We start from the raw sequence: 19,013 nt of genomic DNA on the forward strand, positions 1-19,013 counted from the left end.
GGAGCGGCCCGTGACATTCGGTGAGCAGCCGGCGTACCTGCGCGTTGCGGGGGACCTCCGCAAGAAGATCGTCGACGGTTCACTCCCGCCCCACACCCGTCTTCCGTCGCAGGCCCGCATCAGGGAGGAGTACGGCGTCTCCGACACGGTCGCGCTGGAGGCGCGCAAGGTGCTCATGGCCGAGGGACTCGTCGAGGGCCGCTCCGGGTCCGGTACGTACGTGCGGGAGCGGCCCGAGCCCCGCCGGGTCGCCCGCTCCGGGTACCGGCCCTCCAGCGGTGCCACGCCCTTCCGCCAGGAGCAGGCCGACTCCTCCGCGCGCGGCACCTGGGAGTCGCACAGCGAGCAGACGGTGGCGAGCGCCGCCGTCGCGGAGCGGCTGGGCATCCGGTCCGGCGACCGCGTGATGTGCACCAAGTACCTGTTCCGGGACGCCGGCGAGGCGATGATGCTGTCCACGTCGTGGGAGCCGCTCGCCGTCACCGGCCGTACGCCGGTGATGCTGCCCGAGGAGGGGCCGCTCGGCGGCATGGGCGTCGTCGAGCGCATGGCGGCGATCGACGTGATCGTGGACAACGTCACCGAGGAGGTCGGCGCCCGCCCCGGCCTCGCGGAGGAACTGCTCGCGCTGGGCGGGGTGCCCGGACATGTCGTCCTGGTCGTCCGGCGCACGTACTACGCCTCGGGCCGCCCCGTGGAGACGGCGGACGTGGTGATTCCGGCGGACCGTTACCAGGTGGCCTATCACTTGCCGGTGAAGTAACCGGGGAGCGCGGCGGGCGGGGGCGTCCGGGCGGAGTCCCGTCGTCGGGATCCGGTGGTGCCGAGGTCGTCAAGTCGCCCTCTGGGCGCCGTAGTTGGAATCTGGCCGTTCTTGCGGAAGTACTTCGGAGCGTACGGCTTCCGCTCCGTCGCTGCTCCCCGCAGTTCGCCCGCCGCTTGCCGAAGCGCCCGGGGGGCGCAAAAGAGGCGGTCGGCGGCGCGTTCGGTCGGATGAGCCCTCCCCGTTCTGGCCGGTTGCGTACCTCTTCGTGAGAAGTCGTGTGCGCTGAGTGAAGGCTAGGCGTACGCTCAGGCATATGCGGATCGCGGTTTCGGTAGGTGGGGCACGGCGAGAGCCGGGACAGGGAAGTGGAGGGACGCGATGAACGACAGCACGACCACTCTTCCCTGGCTCGTCGTCAGGCAGGACGACAACGGCAATCGCTACCGCGTGGGCCGGTACGCGACTCGGGCCGAGGCGCAGAAGATCGCGGACAGTCTCGACACCAGTGGGCAGCCCAAACGGCTCTACTGGGTGGAGAACGTCGGGCAGAGCAGGCACAACGGCGGCGCCTGAGCGACCCCCTCCGGTGTGTGCGGCAGCCCCGTGGCCGGTGTGTGCGGCATCCCGCCGGACGTGCGTCCGGCTCCGTCCGGGTTCCGTGGGGGGACCCGTCCGGCTCACGTAGGCTCCCGCGCATGACCGAACCGATCGTGGTGGTGGGAGCCGCCCTGCTGAACGGCGGGCGTCTGCTCGCCGCGCGTCGCAGTGCACCGCCCGAGCTGGCCGGCCGCTGGGAGCTTCCCGGCGGCAAGGTCGAGCCCGGTGAGACCCCCGAGCAGGCCCTCGTCCGGGAACTGCGCGAGGAACTCGGTGTCGAGGCGCAGCCGGCCGAACGCGTGCCGGGTGAATGGCCCCTGAGATCCGACCTCGTCCTGCGGGTGTGGACCGCCCGTCTCCTGTCCGGTGAACCCAGACCGCTCGAGGACCACGACGAGCTGCGCTGGCTGACCCCTGACGAGGTGTGGGACGTCGAGTGGCTGGACCAGGACGTACCGGCCGTCATGGAGACGGTGCGGCTGGCATGGGGGAGGGAGGGCTCGCAGGCACGCTGAGGGGTGCCACGGAGTGGGCCCCGTCGTGTCGCGCCGTCCGTGCTTCCGTGCTCCCCCCGCCGACGGGAAGCATGGGACTTCCCGGTCGTGCTCCCTCTACGCCGTTCGTGCCACAGTGCGCTCGCGTGCGCGGTACTGGGCAACCGATATCGGGTATGTGGCAATTAACCCCGTTAAACCGGACACCCTCCGCTGCTGGCCTGGGAAGTGATCGGCGTGATCGACACCGAAGGCGACTGCGCCACCTGGTCGTTCCCGGCCGAGCCAGGCGCCGTACGCTCCGCCCGCAACGCCGTACGCGAGCGGCTGTGCGCCTGGGGGCTCGGATCGGTCGCCGACGTCGCCGCCCTGCTCGTGAGTGAGCTCGTGACCAATTCGCTGCGGCATGCGACAGGACCCATCGGTGTGCGACTCGTGCGCCCCGCCGGCCCCCTGGGCGTCCTTCTGGTCGAGGTCTCCGATCCGCTGCGCGACCCGCCCCGCGAGCGAACGGCGAGCCCCGACGACGAGAGCGGCCGCGGTCTGCTGCTCCTGGCCCGCTCCTCGCGGGCCTGGGGCACCCGTCCGGAGGAGGCCGGCAAGACCGTGTGGTTCGAGCTGGCCGTGCCCGGCTGAAGCACGTTGCGTGACGGGGAGGCTCCCCGGGGCGCACGGCGAGCGTCGGATTCAGGCCAGCGGAGTCACCGGAGGTCTTTGGTTGGAGGGGGCACCACCTGGTTAGAAGACTGGGAGTATGGCCCGGCGGGTCCAAAAACCATCGGGACCGTGCTGTGATCGTGAACACCGTGTCGTGCGGCCCCGTAGTGCTGGATACTGCGGGCAGCCGCCCCCGGTGACCGAAGCCGGACGCGGTGAGCTGGAGGGGACGGTTCGCGTGAGCGAGATACCAGCGAAGGCCACGGAGTCGGAGGACCCGTCGGACGGCGCGAGGGACGAGGCCGCGAGCGGTGCCGTCGCGGGCGGACCACGCGGCGGCACGCGTGGCAGAGGGGATCGCACGACGGCCCGCAGGTCTGATGACACGAGCCACGACGCGGACACGGCTCACCGCACGCCCCCGCGCCGGGCGAAGGGCGCACGCCGCGACGCGGCCGGCGGCGCCGCGGGCCACGACGCACCCCGCGGGGAGAGCCGCCGCGCCGCCGCCGCGGACGGTGAGGGCTCCGGTGCCGCGGGGCACGACGCCCCTGCCCGTACGGGCCACCGCGCCGCACCCGCGCCCCCGGACACCGCACCCGGCACGGACCACGCCCCCGGCCTCCCGGCCGCCCGCCCCGCGCCCCCGGGCCCCGCCGCCCCGGACCACGGCGCGGTCCGCGTCCCGTCCGGCGAGGTCCCCGGCGAGTTCGTCTGGCAGACCAGTCCGCCCGGCTCCATGTACGACTACGTCAAGGTCGCCTCCTTCTCGATCGGCCCCGACGGGCTCGTCGACCAGTGGAGCCTGCGCGCCGAGCAGCTCTTCGGCGTCCCCGCGGAGCGCGCCGTCGGCATGGACCCGATCGTGGCCTTCGTCGCGCCCGACCTGCACGACCGCGGTCAGCGCAAAATGGCCGAAATCCTCGACGGCCGTGAGTGGACAGGAGTCATTCCCTTCCGTACGCCCGGGCCGGACGGAGAGGAGGGGCTGGCCGAGGTCTATGTGATGCCCACCACTACGGACGACGGTGAACGGGCCGCCGTCTGCATCGTGGTGGACGTGCGGGCCCTCCGCCGGATCGAGACGGACCTCGCCGCCTCACAGGCGATTTTCGGCCAGTCCCCGTTCGGCTTCCTGCTCATCGACACCGATCTGCGGGTACGCCGTGCCAACGAACGTTTCGCCTCGCTGTTCGGCGGCGCTCCCCACGAGCACCGCGGGCGCAGCGTCCGCGACTACCTGACCTCGCCGGAGGCCGAGCGCGTCACCGCGACCCTGCGCCGGGTCCTGCGGACCGGCGAGTCGATCACGGACATGCACATCACGGGCTTCACGCCCGGTTCGGACGAGCGCCGGCACTGGTCCGTCAACCTCTACCGCGTGCACAGCGGCTCCGGCCGTCCCATCGGCGTCGCCTGGCTCGGCACCGACGTCACGGACCGCCGCACCGCCGCCCGCGAGGCCGCCGCCGCCCGGCGCAACCTCGCCCTGCTGAACGAGGCCGGCGCCCGGATAGGCAACTCCCTCGACCTGGAGACCACCGCCCGCGAACTCCTCGACGTCGTCGTCCCCGGCTTCTGCGACCTCGCCAGCGTCGACCTCTACCAGGGCCTCCTGGTGGGTGACGAGACCCCGCCCGGCCTCGCCGACGGCAGCGCCGAACTGCGCCGCGTCGCCTACGCGTCCGCCGTCTCCGACGCGCCGTTCGTCGGCGGCCCGACACCCGTCTCGCTCGGCGCGGTCCACCACTACCCCTTCAACTCCCCGTGCGCGGACGCCCTGCGCACCGCCCGCCCCCAGCACGTCCCCGCCGAGGACAGCCGCCTCGTCCAGTCCACGCTGGCCGTCCCGATGGTCGCCCACGACACGGTGGTCGGACTCGTCCAGTTCTCCCGTACGAAGGGCAGCGAGCCGTTCGGACAGCGGGACCGCGAACTCGCGATGGAACTGGCCGCGCGCGCGGCGGTCTGCATCGACAACGCCCGCCTGTACCGCCGCGAGCACCAGCGCGCGCTGATCCTGCAGCGGTCCCTGCTGCCACCGGGCGACCCCGTGGCGTCCGGCCTGGACATCGCCTGCCGCTACCTGCCCGGCAACGCGGCCACCGAGGTCGGCGGCGACTGGTTCGACGTCATCGAACTCCCCGGGCACCGCACGGCGCTGGTCGTCGGCGACGTGATGGGCCGCGGACTGCGCGCCGCGGTCGCCATGGGCGAACTCCGCACCGCCGTCCGTACCCTGGCCCTGCTCGACCTCGAACCCGCCGAGGTGCTCTCGGCGCTGGACGAGATCGCGCGCGGCCTCGGCAGGCCCGGTGGTGGCGCGTCCGAGGCGTTCGGCTCGCAGGGAGGCGTCCGGCAGGCCTCCCGCACGGCCCGCCGGCCCCGGGACGCGGACCTCTCCGAGGTGTACCTCGCCACCTGCGTGTACGCGGTGTACGACTCGGTGACCCGCCGCTGCACCTTCGCCAACGCCGGCCATCTGCCGCCCGTGCTGGTCGAGCCCGGTGAGCAGGCGCTGATGCTGGACGTCCCGCCGGGCATGCCGCTCGGCGTCGGCGGGGAGCCCTTCGAGGAGGTGGAGGTCGAACTGCCCGAGGGCGCCCTGCTCGCGCTCTACACGGACGGGCTCGTCGAATCGCGGGACCACCCGCTGGACGAGGGGCTCCAGGCGTTCGTCGGGGCGCTCACCGATCCGTCCCGCCCCCTGGAGGACGTCTGCGACGGGGTCCTCAGCACCCTCGACACCCATCACGGCGAGGACGACATCGCGCTGCTGATGGCGCGCGTCCAGGGGCTGCCGACCGAGTCGGTGGGGGACTGGACGCTGCCCCGCGAGCCCCGCAGCGTGGGCCGCGCCCGTGAGTACGCCCGCGCACAGCTGCTGTCATGGGACCTGGAACCCCTGGTGGACACCACGGAGTTGCTGGTCAGCGAGCTGGTCACCAACGCCCTGCGGTACGGCGAGGGCGACATCCGGCTGCGGCTGCTGCTGGACCGGACGCTGGTGTGCGAGGTGTGGGACGCGGGGCTCGTGCAGCCGCGCCGCCGCCGTGCCCGGGACACCGACGAGGGCGGCCGCGGGCTGCAACTGGTCCAGCTGCTCTCCGCGGCCTGGGGTTCCCGGCGGACGCCGCGCGGCAAGACGGTGTGGTTCGAACTGCCGCTGCCCGACGGCGACACGAGCCTCACGGACCCGGCGGAAGCGCTGCTGAGCCTGTTCTAGAGCCGGTCCGCCACCGTTCTCCGCCTCCGGGTCGCGGGCCCGCCGTAGCAGGCGGGCCCCCGGAGACCGTCCGTGCTCCCGGGCCCGCCGGCGAGGAGGACGCCGCCCAGCAGGGCGGCGCCGAGGCCGTCCCCGAGCGGCCCGTCGTCCGGGGCCTCGTACGACCGTACGTCCTGTTCGGCCGACTCCCGGGCCTGCCCCGCGAGGAGACCGGCGCGCCGTGCCTCGGCGAGCGGGGAGCCGCCGCGCCCGGACCCGGGCGGCGGGGCGCCGTCCCGGGCCCGTACGAGATGCCGTTCCGCCTCCGCGAGCCGGGTCCGCGCCTCGCTGCCGACCGCGCCGCGCCGCGTGGTGACGAGGTCCCGCGCCGCCGCCACCGCGCTGTCCGCCACCAGCAGGGCCGCGGCCCGCAGCGCGGCACCGTCCGGCTCGTGGGGCAGCCCGTCCGCGCCGACGCCGGGTACCGCCCCGACGAGGCGGCGCAGGGCGTCCAGCGGGTCGTACGGCTCGTCGGCCGCCGTCTCCCGGCGCACGTCCGCGACGACCCCGTCGGCCGTACGGTGCGCGGCCGCGTCGTCCAGCGTTCCCGGCAACAGCGCCACCGCCGCCGCCAGTTCGTCCGCCAGCCGGTCCACCGCGGTCACGAGGGCGTCCGCCTGGTGCACGGCGCCCTCCGCGGCCCGCAGCCGCGGCGCGGCCGTCGCGAGGTCGCCCCGGCCGAGGGCCTGCCGGGTCCGGTTGAGCTGGGAGGTGGCGAACACCAACCGCTCCCTGGCCTGGCCGACGTGGTCCGCGACGGGCCGGCTCGCGCCGGGCGCGTACCGCTCGCCGAGGCCGATGAGCGCCCCTCCGGCCCGTCTGACGCGGTCGGTCAGCTCCTGGAAGCGGTCCTCCGCGTACTCCAGCGCACCGACCGGATCGCGCTCCAGCGCACGGAGCTGGTCGAACGCGGGCGCCTGCGCGTCGAGCCGGCGCCCTGCCCCCGCGCACCGTTCGACGATCTCCGTGAGGGCCCGCCGACCGTCCTCGGCGGACAGCCGGTCGGCGGCGTCGTCGAGCAGTTGCCGCAGCCGGAACGCCGCCGCCAGCTCACCCCGCGCGCTCTCCAGCGCCCGGGCGAAGGGCCGCGCCGCCCCGTCGCCGTGGCACCCCGCCACGAAGGCGAGCTCCTCGGCGCTCGTCCGCACGCTGTCGTCGGTCTCGACGAGCAGCCGCCGCCCCCGCCGCTCCAGCTCGGCCGACGGCACGTCCGGCTCGACGGCGGCCGCCGGTGTCGTACGCGACATGGTGCGCCGTCTCCGCCGTACCCGCGCGTACACGGCGGCCGCCCCCGCGGTCCCCGCCGCGGCCACCGGCAGCACCAGGTCCGCGGTCACCGGCCCGTCCCCGGCCTCCTCACCGGGACCGGCAGGGGAGGCCACGGCGGACGCCCCCGGCCCCGCGCGCACCTGCTCCGTCCCGCCCGGGTCCGCGCCGAGCGGCAGCACCATGCACAGCCACCCCAGCGCCGCGGCCCCGCCGAACACGGCGAGCGCCGCCCGCGCCCGCAGGTGCCGGGAAGCGCCGCCCACCCGTCTGCGACCCAGGGACGACATCACATTCCGGAGCATAGGAACGCGGCAGCGGGCCCGCGACCGGAGTGCGCCGTTGCGGGGGCGCCGCCGGGGCGCTCAGCCGGCCGAGGAGCGCCTTCGGATCTTCGAGCCCAGCCACACCAGCGGGTCGTACTTGCGGTCCACGGCCCGTTCCTTCAGCGGGATCAGCGCGTTGTCCGTGATCTTGATGCCCTCCGGGCAGACCTCGGTGCAGCACTTGGTGATGTTGCAGTAGCCGAGCCCGTGCTCGTCCTGCGCCGTGCGCTTGCGGTCCAGGCCCGTGTCGGCCGCCGCGTCCAGCGGGTGCATGTCCAGCTCCGCCACCCGCATCAGGAAGCGCGGGCCCGCGAACGCCGGTTTGTTCTCCTCGTGGTCGCGGACGACATGGCAGGTGTCCTGGCACAGGAAGCACTCGATGCACTTGCGGAACTCCTGCGGGCGGTCCACGTCCTCCTGCTGCATGCGGTACTCGCCGGGGAGCAGGTCCCTGGGCGGGACGAAGGAGGGGATCTGGCGCGCCTTGGCGTAGTTGAAGCTCACGTCCGTCACCAGGTCCCGGACCACGGGGAACGCCCGCAGCGGGGTGATCGTGACCGTCTCGTCGCGGCCGAACACCGACATACGGGTCATGCACATCAGGCGGGGCCGGCCGTTGATCTCCGCCGAGCAGGAGCCGCACTTGCCCGCCTTGCAGTTCCAGCGGACGGCCAGGTCGGGCGCCTGGGTGGCCTGGAGGCGGTGGACGATGTCCAGGACCACCTCGCCCTCGTTGACCTCGACCCGGAAGTCCTGGAGGTCACCGCCCCCGGTGTCGCCCCGCCACACCCTGAAGCGTGCCTGATAGCTGGTGCTCACTCGTACAGCTCCTCTTCGGCGAGGTACTTGACCAGCTCCTCCTTCTCGAAGAGGGCGAGCAGGTCGGGGCGGATGGGTTCGGTGTCCTCACGGGTGAGGGCGATCTGGCCGCGCACCGGGTCGGTGGCCGCGAGCCCGTCCGTGGGGTCGGTGAGGGAGCAGAGCAGATTGACGCGGCGCCACGCGCGCTCCATCGTCGGGTGGTCCTCCCGGGTGTGGCCGCCGCGCGACTCGGTGCGCTCCAGTGCGGCGCGCGCCACGCATTCGCTGACCAGCAGCATGTTCCGCAGGTCCAGCGCGAGGTGCCAGCCCGGGTTGAACTGGCGGTGCCCCTCCACCCCGGCCCGGCGCGCCCGCACCCTGAGGTCCGCGAGCTTCTTCAGGGCCTCGCGCATCTCGCCCTCGCGGCGGATGATGCCGACCAGGTCGTTCATGGTCTGCTGGAGCTCCTGGTGCAGGGTGTACGGGTTCTCCGGCGGGCGTCCGGGCTCCGCGCCCGCGATGTGGCCCTCCGCGGAGAACGGGCGCAGGGCCTCCGCGGCCGCCGCGTCGATCTGGCCCGAGTCCACCGTGGGACGCTCGCCGAGCTCAGCCGCGTACGCCGCCGCGTGCAGCCCGGCGCGCCGCCCGAAGACCAGCAGGTCGGAGAGCGAGTTGCCGCCCAGCCGGTTGGAGCCGTGCATGCCGCCCGCGACCTCACCGGCCGCGAACAGGCCGGGCACCCCGCGCGCCGCCGCCGTGTCGGAGTCGACGGCGACGCCGCCCATCACGTAGTGGCAGGTCGGCCCGACCTCCATCGCCTCCGCCGTGATGTCGACGTCGGCGAGCTCCTTGAACTGGTGGTACATGGACGGCAGCCGGCGCTTGATCACCTCGGCGGGCATGCGCGTCGACACGTCCAGGAAGACCCCGCCGTGCGGGGAGCCGCGGCCCGCCTTCACCTCGGCGTTGATGGCGCGGGCGACCTCGTCGCGGGGGAGCAGCTCGGGCGGGCGCCGGTTGTTGTCCGGGTCGTCGTACCAGCGGTCGCCCTCGTCCTCCGACTCGGCGTACTTCTCCTTGAAGACGTCGGGGATGTAGTCGAACATGAACCGCTTGCCCTCGGAGTTGCGCAGCACCCCGCCGTCCCCGCGCACCGACTCGGTGACGAGGATGCCCTTCACCGACGGCGGCCAGACCATGCCCGTCGGGTGGAACTGCACGAACTCCATGTTCAGCAGCGGCGCCCCGGCGAGCAGCGCCAGCGCGTGCCCGTCGCCCGTGTACTCCCACGAGTTCGACGTCACCTTGAACGACTTGCCGATCCCGCCGGTGGCGACCACCACGGCCGGGGCCTCCAGCACGAAGAAACGGCCGCTCTCGCGCTCGTAGGCGAACACGCCCGACACCCGGCCGCCGTCCTTGAGGACCCGGGTGACCGTGCACTCCTGGAACACCTTCAGCCGGGACTCGTAGTCTCCGGTCTCCCGGTGGTCCTCCTGCTGGAGGGAGACGATCTTCTGCTGGAGGGTGCGGATCAGCTCCAGGCCGGTGCGGTCGCCGACGTGCGCGAGGCGCGGGTACTCGTGCCCGCCGAAGTTGCGCTGCGAGATCCGCCCGTCCTTCGTGCGGTCGAACAGGGCGCCCCACGTCTCCAGCTCCCACACCCGGTCGGGGGCCTCCTGGGCGTGCAGCTCGGCCATGCGCCACTGGTTGAGGAACTTGCCGCCGCGCAGGGTGTCCCGGAAGTGGACCTGCCAGTCGTCGCCGCTGTTGACGTTGCCCATGGCGGCCGCGATGCCGCCCTCCGCCATCACCGTGTGAGCCTTGCCGAACAGCGACTTGCAGATCACGGCCGTACGGGCGCCGCGTTCGCGGGCCTCGACCGCGGCGCGCAGACCGGCACCGCCGGCCCCCACCACGACGACGTCCCATTCCTGACGGTCGACCACGGACATCAGAAGGCCCACTCATTTCTTTCGGTCGATTTCAGTTGAAGCGCGCTGATTCGGCTGAAGCGCTGATTCGGTCGCAGCGCGTCAGGAGAAACGCGTCAGAAGAAGCGCGGATCGGCGAAGACACCGGAGGCGACGAGATAGACGTAGAAGTCGGCGAGAGCGACGCTCACCAGCGACGTCCACGCCAGCAGCATGTGCCGGGCGTTCAGCCGCCCGACGAACTGCCACATCCGGTAGCGCACGGGGTGCTTGGAGAAGTGCTTGAGCTTTCCGCCGACGATGTGCCGGCAGGAGTGGCAGGAAAGCGTGTACGCCCAGATCAGCACGATGTTCACGAGGAAGACCAGGGTGCCGAGGCCCATGTGGCCCCAGGCGTAGGTCTCGTCGCGGAAGGCCAGCACGGTGTCGTAGGTCAGGATGCCGGCGACGAGGATCGCCGCGTAGAAGAAGTACCGGTGCAGGTTCTGCAGGATCAGCGGGAAGCGGGTCTCGCCGGTGTACTTCTTGTGCGGCTCGGCCACCGCGCAGGCCGGCGGGGACGCCCAGAAGCCCCGGTAGTAGGCCTTGCGGTAGTAGTAGCAGGTCAGGCGGAAGCCGAGCGGGAAGACCAGGATGATGAGGGCGGGGGAGAGGCCCCACCAGCCGCCCAGGACCTCCCAGTTGGGGCCCGCCCGCATGGGCGCGCAGTTCTCCGCCAGGCAGGGGGAGTAGAACGGCGAGACGTACGGGGCGGCGTAGTAGTACTCGTTCGCGAAGGCCCGCCAGGTCGAGTACACGACGAAGGCCAGCAGGCCCGCGGCGGTGGCGGCGGGCGCCAGCCACCAGCGGTCGGTGCGCAGATGGGGGGCGGCGATCGCGGCGCGCGAACCGGTGCGCACACCGCCGCGGTTCGCGGTGTGGTGGGTGTCGCCGCTCGTGTCGCTGTTCGTCTGAGGTTCCGTACCAGTGGCCAACTCATGACTCCGGTCGGGGGCGGGCGGGGGTGCGAGGGGCGTGGGGCTCAGGGTGCGCGGCGGTCGCGGCCGCCGAGGCCCTCGTCGTCGGAGTCCGTCCACAGGGAGCTGTCGTACGGCGTGTCGGGGACGGGGACGAGTTCGGGACGCAGCGGTGGGGACAGCGTGGGAGCGGCCTCGCGCAGCAGGGCGAGGCTCTCGCGCAGATGATCGGCGTCGGTGCGCACGCGGCGCATCTCCAGTCCACCGCCGAACTGCTGTTCCAGGCGGCGGACCGTCCGGAACAGATCGTCCAGGCAGCGCTGGACCGACGTCAGGTCGTCGTGAACGGACATGGCTGGTCCTCACTTCCGCGGGCGCGGGGTCCCAAGGCGGCACCGTTCATGCGCCTGCGAGTGTCGCGCGTCACACGACTCCCTGTGAAGGCGTGTGCACGGATTGGTGGCTCACGGGCCGCCGAATGCGCCGGTACGGCTGAATCCGACAGGCGGGCGGGGCGGGGCGCGGGCGCGAGGGCCGGGGGCGGGCACCGGCGCGTTGCGCCGCACGGGTGGTGTCGGGGCGGCCGCCCGCCGTGCCTCCCACGACGGAAGAATTCTTTCCCCTTCAGTGGGCCCCGTCCGTGTCGGTCCGCCGTCGGTCTGATCAGCAGATGATCGGACACTGCGCGGGACCGGTGGCGCGGCGGAGCGATGGCCCGGAGGAACGAGGAGCTGCGGATGTCCCACGACCACCGTGTCGGGTCGCGCGCGGTGACGCGCTCGGCGGCGTTCCTCGCCGCCGGGCTGCTCACCGTGCCCCTGCTGACCGCGTGCGGGGAGAAGGACGCGGCCGGCCGGCCCCTCGCCGGGCAGGACACCGCCCCCGCGTCCCGGGGCCGGATCGCCGACGGAGGCACCCTGCGGTGGGCCGTCGACGCGGTGCCGGAGACGTTCAACACCTTCCAGGCGGACACCGACGCCACCACGTCCCGGGTCGCCCAGGCCGTCCTGCCGTCCCTGTACCGGCTGGACGCGAACGGGCGGCCGGAGCGGAACGCGGACTACCTGGAGTCCGCGAAGGTCGTCGACCGCGAGCCCAAGCAGGTGGTGGTCTACAGGCTCCACCAGCAGGCGGTCTGGAGCGACGGCCGGGAGATCGGCGCCGCCGACTTCGCCGCCCAGTGGCGCGCCCTGTCCGGCAGGGACTCCGCGTACTGGACGGCCCGCAACGCCGGGTACGACCGGATCCAGAAGGTCGAACGCGGCGCCAGCGACCTGGAGGTGCGGGTCACCTTCGGCAGGCCGTACGCCGACTGGAAGTCGCTGTTCTCACCGCTGTACCCGAAGCAGGTGACCGGGACGCCGGACTCCTTCAACGACGGGGCGCGGCGGAAGCTGAAGGTCACCGCCGGGCCCTTCGCGCTCCAGGGCGTGGACCGCGAGAGCGGTGAGGTCACCCTCGTCCGCAGCCCGCGCTGGTGGGGCCGGACCGCCAAGCTGCAACGGCTCGTGCTGCGCGCCGTGCCCCGGGACGAGCGGCTGAAGGCGCTGCTCAAGCGCGAGGTCGACCTGGCGGAGGTGGACCCGGACCAGGCCCGGCGGATCTCCCTGGCCGGCCGGAGCGGCGGTCAGGCACTGACCCGGGGTCCCGGGGCGGGCCTGACCCCGGCCGCGGCGCTGCGCTCCTGGGCCGTCGCGCACGGGTCCGACGAGGCGGCCGCCGACGAGGAGACGGACGCCCGCCACCGGCTGCGGGCGGCCCGCGCCCGGTACGCCGCGCAGCAGTCCGCCCTGCGCGGCTACACGGTCCGCAAGTCACTGGAGCCCGCCTCCACCCAGCTCGCGCTCAACGGCTCAGAGGGCCCTCTCGCCGACGAGCGGGTGCGCCGCGCCGTGGCCCGCGCGCTGCACCGGGAGGAGCTGGCGGGCCTGGTGCTGACGCCGCTCGGGCTGCCCGCCGAGCCCGTCGGCAGCCACCTCGCCCTCTCCGGCCAGGCGGCGTACGCCGACGGCAGCGGCGCGCTCGGCGACGAGGACACCGAGGAGGCCGAGGCGCTGCTCGCGGACGCCGGGTGGGTGCGGGGCGGCGCGGTGAAGGCGGGGAAGACGGGGAAGACGGGGAAGACGGGGGCCGGGGGCGCCCGAAAGGCGCGCCCCGGACGGACCGCCGACGACGCGGAGGGCCCCGAGGACTCCGAGGACTCCGAGGGTTCCGAGGACGACGACGGGACGTACATCGTCGGCGAGGACGACAAGCCGGGCGTCGGGGAGGCCGGTGCACCGCGGACGGGCCGGCGGCCGGACGACGACGTGGCGCGGCGCCTCGTCCGCAACGACCGGCAGTCGGCGCGGGAGCGGGCGCAGCAGGGCGGTGCCCCGGGCGCGTACGCCCCGAAGGGCACGGCGGCGCCGGCGGGCGCCCCGGACGGTCCGGTCGTCAAGGACGGCAAGGAGCTCGTCCTGCGGTTCGTGCTGCCGTCCGGACCCGGCTCCGGGACCCTGCGGGTGGTCGGCGAGAGGATCTCGCGCATGCTGGCCCGGGTCGGCATCCGTACCCGGACCACCAAGGTGCCGGACGACAGCTACTTCACGGACCACGTCGCGAACGGCCAGTACGACCTGGCGCTGTACTCCTGGCCCGCCACCGCGTACCCGGCCACCGACGCCCGCCCCGTCTACGCCAAGCCGGTGCCGGCGGCCGACGGTTCCCTGAGCATCGAGCAGAACTTCACCCGGCTCGGCACCGACCAGGTCGACCAGCTCTTCGACCAGGCCGCCGCGACGCTCGACGAGGACGAGGCGGTCTCCCTGATCCGCAAGGCCGACGCCCGCATCTGGGCCATGGCCGGCTCGATCCCCCTGTACCAGCGCCCACAGCTCATGGCGGCCCGCACCGACCTCGCCAACGCGGGCGCCTTCGGGCTCCGCACACCGGTCTACGAGGACATGGGCTTCCTGAAGAAGCCCCCGGCCCCGGCCCCTCCACGCCGACCGTGACCGGACGGCTCCGGCCCCGCGGCCCGGCTCCGGCCCCGCGGCCCGGCTCCGGCCCCGCGGCCCGAAGTCCGCGCCCCGCAGACCCAGGCCGCGAGAACCTCCTGGTTCCGTGGCCCGGTACGTCCCCGCCCGGCGTACGGCCCCGCCGCCGGGGCGGTACGCCGGGCGCCACCCCCGCGGCCCCGGTGCCGCGCCGTCGCGCAGCGGCTCGCGGACCGTGGCCGTACGGACTCCCCGGCCCCGGCCCGACGCGCGGGCTCGCCGACGGCCGGTCCAGCTGACCTGCGGCCCTGCGACGCCATGCCGACCGCTCACCACCGCGCGGCCCGGCTCCGCCCGGTGGGACCCGCGGACCGAGCCGGGGCCGCAGGCACGGACCCGGCCCCCGGCGCCGTGCCGCAGCCCCGTGACACCCGGTGACCGTGAGGTCCGCCACCGTACGACCGCCCCGCGAGCCCCCGCCCCGGTGGCCACGTACCATGGGGTGAGGCCGTGGCGTGTCCAGCCCGGCAGGGCCCGCGGGACGCAGACGTCCGCGAGGCATACCTCACACTCCGGGAGATACGCCGCACCATGGCTGTGACCTCAACGCGTCACGACATCCGCAATGTCGCCATCGTCGCCCACGTCGACCACGGCAAGACCACGATCGTCGACGGCATGCTCAAGCAGGCCGGTGCCTTCGCCGCGCACCAGCTCGACTCGGTCGACGACCGCATGATGGACTCGAACGACCTGGAGCGTGAGAAGGGCATCACGATCCTCGCCAAGAACACCGCGGTGAAGTACCACCCGAAGGACGGCGGGGAGCCCATCACGATCAACATCATCGACACCCCCGGCCACGCCGACTTCGGTGGCGAGGTCGAGCGCGGTCTGTCGATGGTCGACGGCGTCGTGCTGCTGGTCGACGCCTCCGAGGGCCCGCTGCCGCAGACCCGCTTCGTGCTGCGCAAGGCGCTGCAGCAGCGCCTGCCCGTCATCCTGTGCATCAACAAGACGGACCGCCCGGACTCCCGGATCGACGAGGTCGTCAACGAGACGTACGACCTCTTCCTCGACCTGGACGCCGACGAGGACCAGATCGAGTTCCCGATCGTCTACGCCTGCGGCCGTGACGGCGTCGCGTCCCTCACCAAGCCGGCGGACGGCACCGTCCCCGCCGACTCCGACAGCCTGGAGCCGTTCTTCTCCACGATCCTGGAGCACATCCCGGCTCCGACGTACGAGGAGGACGCCCCGCTCCAGGCCCACGTCACCAACCTGGACGCCGACAACTTCCTCGGCCGCATCGCGCTGCTCCGCGTGCAGCAGGGCGAGCTGAAGAAGGGCCAGACGGTCGCGTGGATGAAGCGCGACGGGTCCGTCACCAACGTCCGCATCAGCGAGCTGCTGATGACCGAGGCGCTGACCCGCAAGCCCGCCGAGAAGGCCGGCCCGGGTGACATCTGCGCCGTCGCCGGCATCCCCGACATCATGATCGGTGAGACCCTGGCCGACCCGGAGAACCCGGTCGCGCTGCCGCTGATCACGGTCGACGAGCCCGCGATCTCCATGGTCATCGGCACCAACACCTCCCCGCTGGTCGGCCGCGGCGGCACCGGCAAGGGCGCCGACGCCAAGGCGGCCGTCAAGGACCGCAAGGTCACCGCCCGTCAGGTCAAGGACCGCCTCGACCGCGAGCTCATCGGCAACGTCTCGCTGCGTGTGCTGGACACCGAGCGCCCCGACGCCTGGGAGGTCCAGGGCCGCGGTGAGCTCGCGCTCGCCATCCTGGTCGAGCAGATGCGCCGCGAGGGCTTCGAGCTGACCATCGGCAAGCCGCAGGTGGTCACCCGGGAGATCGACGGCAAGCTGCACGAGCCGGTCGAGCGCATGACGATCGACGTGCCCGAGGAGCACATGGGCGCCGTCACGCAGCTCATGGGCGTCCGCAAGGGCCGGATGGACAACATGTCCAACCACGGCTCCGGCTGGGTCCGCATGGAGTTCGTGGTGCCGTCCCGCGGCCTCATCGGCTTCCGTACGGAGTTCCTGACCAGCACGCGCGGCACGGGCATCGCCCACTCCATCCACGAGGGCCACGAGCCCTGGTTCGGCACGCTCCAGACCCGTAACAACGGCTCCCTGGTGGCCGACCGCTCCGGTTCCGTCACCGCTTTCGCGATGACCAACCTCCAGGAGCGCGGCGTGCTGTTCGTCGAGCCGGGCACCGAGGTGTACGAGGGCATGATCGTCGGCGAGAACTCCCGCTCCGACGACATGGACGTCAACATCACCAAGGAGAAGAAGCTGACGAACATGCGGTCCTCCACCGCTGACGTCACCGAGTCCATCGTGCCGCCCCGCAAGCTGTCGCTGGAGCAGTCCCTGGAGTTCTGCCGCGACGACGAGTGCGTCGAGGTGACCCCGGAGGCCGTGCGCATCCGCAAGGTCAACCTGGACGCCCGCGAGCGCGCCCGCGCCGCGAGCCGCGCCAAGCACGGCTGACACAGCGCCTGCCGACGGGAACGGCACCGGGCACGCCGCCACAGCGGCGTGCCCGGTGCCGTTCCTGCCTCGGGCCGCGGAACGGGGCACAGGGCGAGAAGAAGGCCGAAAGGGTGAGGGTAGGGAAAACCCTTCACTTGGCGGGGGCGGGACGCCGGGGGTGTCCGCCCGCACTAGCCTGCTGCGGACACGGCGCGCCCTACGGGCCGTGCGGCCCGCTCCGTACGTCCCGTGCATCCGCCGTGCCGACGCGGGCGCCGGGGCGCCCTGCCGTCGCCGGGACGGCCCCGCCGTCGCGGTCATCCGCTCGGGGTCCGGCCCGGGTGAGCGGCCGAAGCCGGTCGAAACGCACTCTGCACGTCGACCATGGTTCTCACAAACCTATTTTGCTCGCCATGTGTCCGCTATTCGGACAACTACCCCCGATAGATGTGTAACAAGTCCGTTTCGCAGGGATCTTTCACCGAACTGTTTGTCCGGATTTTGAGCAATGTAGGTGGCGGCTGTGATCGAACCGAGACCTCAGAAATGTGGTTCGGCCAAGGTGCATGGCAGATAGTTAGGCGCGTAGAGCTCGGGTCAATGGGTCACGCGCAGTGGGAAGCGCCGACTCACGAGCACACTCGGGGCACGGAAAACGAACGCCGTCAGATGTGTCGGTGAACACTCCGGCTGCCCCTCTTGCAGTGATCAGTGGACTCATGAGGAGGAACCCATGCGCGGTGCCAAGAGCGCCAAGTGGGTCGCGGGCGCGATAGTCGTCGCCCTGGCCGCCACCGCCTGCGGAGGCGGCAGCGAGGACGGCGGCAACAAGACCGCCGGGCAGCCGGACGGCTACGTCTCCATCGACGTCGGCGAGCCGCAGAAGCCGCTGGTCCCGGCAGACACCAACGAGTCCCTCGGCGCCTACGTCATCAAGGCGCTCTTCACGGGCCCGGTCTCGTACGACGCCGAGGGCAACCTCGAGATGGCGAACGCGGAGTCCGTGGAGACCGAGGACTCCAAGACGTGGACCATCAAGCTCAAGCAGGGCTGGAAGTTCCACGACGGCACCCCGGTCACCGCGAAGACCTACGTCGACGCGTGGAACTGGTACGCGAACATCAAGAACAACCAGCAGAACAGCTTCTGGTTCGCGGACATCGCCGGCTACGAGGACGTGCACCCGGAGTCGGGCGACCCCAAGGGCGACACCATGTCCGGTCTGAAGGTCGTCGACGAGACCACCTTCACCGTCGAGCTCACCAACCCGGTCCCGTACTGGGAGTACAAGCTCGGCTACTCCACCTTCGCCCCGCTGCCGGAGGCGTTCTACAAGGACCCGAAGGGCTTCGGTCAGAAGCCGGTCGGCAACGGCCCGTACAAGTTCGAGAAGTGGGACCACAAGAAGCTCATCCAGGTCGCCGCCTGGGACGAGTACCAGGGTGACAACAAGGCCAAGAACAAGGGCATCCTCTTCAAGAACTACACCACCGTCGAGGCGGCCTACCAGGACCTGCTCTCCGGCAACCTGGACATGATCCGCCAGGTCGGCCCGAAGGACCTGCCCAAGTACAAGCAGGACCTCGGCGACCGCGCGGTCGACGCGCCGTACGCGGCCATCCAGGGCATCACCCCGGTCTTCTACAGCAAGCAGTGGAAGGACATCGACCCCAAGGTCCTGCAGGGCCTGTCGATGGCCATCGACCGCGAGACGATCACCAAGACGGTCCTCAACGGCACCCGTACCCCGGCGAAGAGCTTCACCCCGCCGCAGGTCAACGGCAACCAGGACCTGGACACGGACGTCTTCACGTACAACCCGGAGAAGGCCAAGCAGCTCATCAAGGAGGGCGGCGGCGTCCCGGACAACAAGATCTTCATCCAGTTCAACGCCGACGGCGGCCACAAGGAGTGGGTGACCGCGGTCTGCGAGTCGATCCGCAACGCCACCGGCGTGGACTGCGTCGGCGACGCCAAGCCGGACTTCCAGACGGACCTCGAGGCGCGCGACAACGACCAGGTGAAGTCGTTCTACCGGGGCGGCTGGGTCGCCGACTACCCGCTGAACGTGAACTTCCTGCGTGAGCTGTACTGGTCGAAGGCCGAGGCGAACAACGGCCGCTTCTCCGACGAGGAGATCGACAAGCTGTTCCAGCAGGGTGACAACGCGGCCACCCTGGAGGAGTCCATCAAGGCGTACCAGGAGGCCGAGAAGGTCGTCCTGGAGAAGATGCCCTCCATCCCGCTGTGGTACTACCGCATCAACGGCGGCCACTCGGAGAACGTCGACAACGTGAACGTCGACTTCCACGGCGACTTCGTCCTCGACGAGGTCACCGTCAAGTAACCAGGGCTTCGGGCCATTCGACCGCCTACCCGCCGGCGCGGAGACCCGCGCCGGCGGGGGCACGTCCGGGACAGCCGTTCGCCGCATCAGGGGGAGGCTGTCCCGGGGCAGTATTCCCCCACGCACGGAGGCAAAC

At 72.2% G+C, this 19,013-nt stretch carries 13 protein-coding genes; 8 read left to right on the forward strand and 5 right to left on the reverse strand.

All coding sequences use genetic code 11. From position 1 onward, the window contains the following. The first annotated feature begins 10 nt into the window (after positions 1-10). The 5 genes from IEZ04_RS03385 (at position 11) to IEZ04_RS03405 (ending at position 5,740) form a co-directional block, all read left to right on the forward strand. On the forward strand, positions 11-763 hold the full coding sequence (locus tag IEZ04_RS03385; protein WP_189215060.1) for a GntR family transcriptional regulator: 753 nt from the start codon (positions 11-13) through the stop codon (positions 761-763). 381 nt (positions 764-1,144) lie between these two features. Continuing rightward, the gene (locus IEZ04_RS03390; protein WP_189215061.1) at positions 1,145-1,339 is read left to right on the forward strand and encodes an SPOR domain-containing protein; all 195 of its coding nucleotides are present in this window, start codon (positions 1,145-1,147) and stop codon (positions 1,337-1,339) included. A gap of 122 nt (positions 1,340-1,461) precedes the next feature. Continuing rightward, a complete protein-coding gene (locus IEZ04_RS03395; RefSeq protein WP_189215062.1) occupies positions 1,462-1,878 on the forward strand; it encodes a (deoxy)nucleoside triphosphate pyrophosphohydrolase in 417 nt (138 codons plus the stop codon). 207 nt (positions 1,879-2,085) lie between these two features. Then, on the forward strand, positions 2,086-2,493 hold the full coding sequence (locus IEZ04_RS03400) for an ATP-binding protein (protein ID WP_189215063.1): 408 nt from the start codon (positions 2,086-2,088) through the stop codon (positions 2,491-2,493). A 259-nt stretch (positions 2,494-2,752) separates the two neighbouring features. Beyond that, the gene (locus IEZ04_RS03405) at positions 2,753-5,740 is read left to right on the forward strand and encodes a SpoIIE family protein phosphatase (RefSeq protein WP_346158590.1); all 2,988 of its coding nucleotides are present in this window, start codon (positions 2,753-2,755) and stop codon (positions 5,738-5,740) included. On the opposite strand, the gene IEZ04_RS03410 is transcribed toward IEZ04_RS03405, so the two are convergent. The 5 genes from IEZ04_RS03410 to IEZ04_RS03430 all read right to left on the reverse strand — a co-directional run bounded on the left by IEZ04_RS03410 (position 5,737) and on the right by IEZ04_RS03430 (position 11,415). Continuing rightward, positions 5,737-7,335 (reverse strand): hypothetical protein, encoded by a 1,599-nt coding sequence (locus tag IEZ04_RS03410; RefSeq protein ID WP_189215064.1) that lies wholly within the window; start codon positions 7,333-7,335, stop codon positions 5,737-5,739. The genes IEZ04_RS03405 and IEZ04_RS03410 overlap by 4 nt on opposite strands. A gap of 75 nt (positions 7,336-7,410) precedes the next feature. Further along, a complete protein-coding gene (locus IEZ04_RS03415) occupies positions 7,411-8,190 on the reverse strand; it encodes a succinate dehydrogenase/fumarate reductase iron-sulfur subunit (protein ID WP_189215065.1) in 780 nt (259 codons plus the stop codon). Continuing rightward, complete coding sequence (locus tag IEZ04_RS03420; RefSeq protein WP_189215066.1) at positions 8,187-10,127, reverse strand: fumarate reductase/succinate dehydrogenase flavoprotein subunit; 1,941 nt, start codon at positions 10,125-10,127, stop codon at positions 8,187-8,189. The genes IEZ04_RS03415 and IEZ04_RS03420 overlap by 4 nt, the downstream gene beginning before the upstream one ends. A gap of 95 nt (positions 10,128-10,222) precedes the next feature. Then, complete coding sequence (sdhC, locus tag IEZ04_RS03425) at positions 10,223-11,080, reverse strand: succinate dehydrogenase subunit SdhC (RefSeq protein WP_373296242.1); 858 nt, start codon at positions 11,078-11,080, stop codon at positions 10,223-10,225. Positions 11,081-11,127: 47 nt separating this feature from the next. After that, on the reverse strand, positions 11,128-11,415 hold the full coding sequence (locus IEZ04_RS03430; RefSeq protein ID WP_189215067.1) for an Rv0250c family protein: 288 nt from the start codon (positions 11,413-11,415) through the stop codon (positions 11,128-11,130). A 384-nt stretch (positions 11,416-11,799) separates the two neighbouring features. Here IEZ04_RS03430 and IEZ04_RS03435 point away from each other — a divergent pair, with 384 nt between their 5' ends. The 3 genes from IEZ04_RS03435 (at position 11,800) to IEZ04_RS03445 (ending at position 18,877) form a co-directional block, all read left to right on the forward strand. Beyond that, complete coding sequence (locus IEZ04_RS03435; protein WP_189215068.1) at positions 11,800-14,058, forward strand: ABC transporter family substrate-binding protein; 2,259 nt, start codon at positions 11,800-11,802, stop codon at positions 14,056-14,058. A gap of 573 nt (positions 14,059-14,631) precedes the next feature. Next, positions 14,632-16,548 (forward strand): translational GTPase TypA, encoded by a 1,917-nt coding sequence (gene typA / locus IEZ04_RS03440; protein WP_189215069.1) that lies wholly within the window; start codon positions 14,632-14,634, stop codon positions 16,546-16,548. Between the two features lie 715 nt (positions 16,549-17,263). Continuing rightward, entirely contained in the window at positions 17,264-18,877 is a 1,614-nt protein-coding gene (locus IEZ04_RS03445) for a peptide ABC transporter substrate-binding protein (RefSeq protein WP_189215070.1), read from the forward strand. Positions 18,878-19,013 lie beyond the last annotated feature (136 nt).

Source organism: Streptomyces ruber (assembly GCF_014648075.1).
GTDB classification, from domain to species: domain Bacteria; phylum Actinomycetota; class Actinomycetes; order Streptomycetales; family Streptomycetaceae; genus Streptomyces; species Streptomyces ruber.

Bases quoted from the DNA above. Each gene is read 5' to 3' on its own strand.
- IEZ04_RS03390 (WP_189215061.1), top strand. From the start codon at position 1,145: ATGAACGACAGCACGACCACTCTTCCCTGGCTCGTCGTCAGGCAGGAC.
- IEZ04_RS03395 (WP_189215062.1), top strand. From the start codon at position 1,462: ATGACCGAACCGATCGTGGTGGTGGGAGCCGCCCTGCTGAACGGCGGG.
- IEZ04_RS03410 (WP_189215064.1), bottom strand. From the start codon at position 7,335: ATGTCGTCCCTGGGTCGCAGACGGGTGGGCGGCGCTTCCCGGCACCTG.
- IEZ04_RS03420 (WP_189215066.1), bottom strand. From the start codon at position 10,127: ATGTCCGTGGTCGACCGTCAGGAATGGGACGTCGTCGTGGTGGGGGCC.
- IEZ04_RS03430 (WP_189215067.1), bottom strand. From the start codon at position 11,415: ATGTCCGTTCACGACGACCTGACGTCGGTCCAGCGCTGCCTGGACGAT.
- IEZ04_RS03435 (WP_189215068.1), top strand. From the start codon at position 11,800: ATGTCCCACGACCACCGTGTCGGGTCGCGCGCGGTGACGCGCTCGGCG.
- typA (WP_189215069.1), top strand. From the start codon at position 14,632: ATGGCTGTGACCTCAACGCGTCACGACATCCGCAATGTCGCCATCGTC.
- IEZ04_RS03445 (WP_189215070.1), top strand. From the start codon at position 17,264: ATGCGCGGTGCCAAGAGCGCCAAGTGGGTCGCGGGCGCGATAGTCGTC.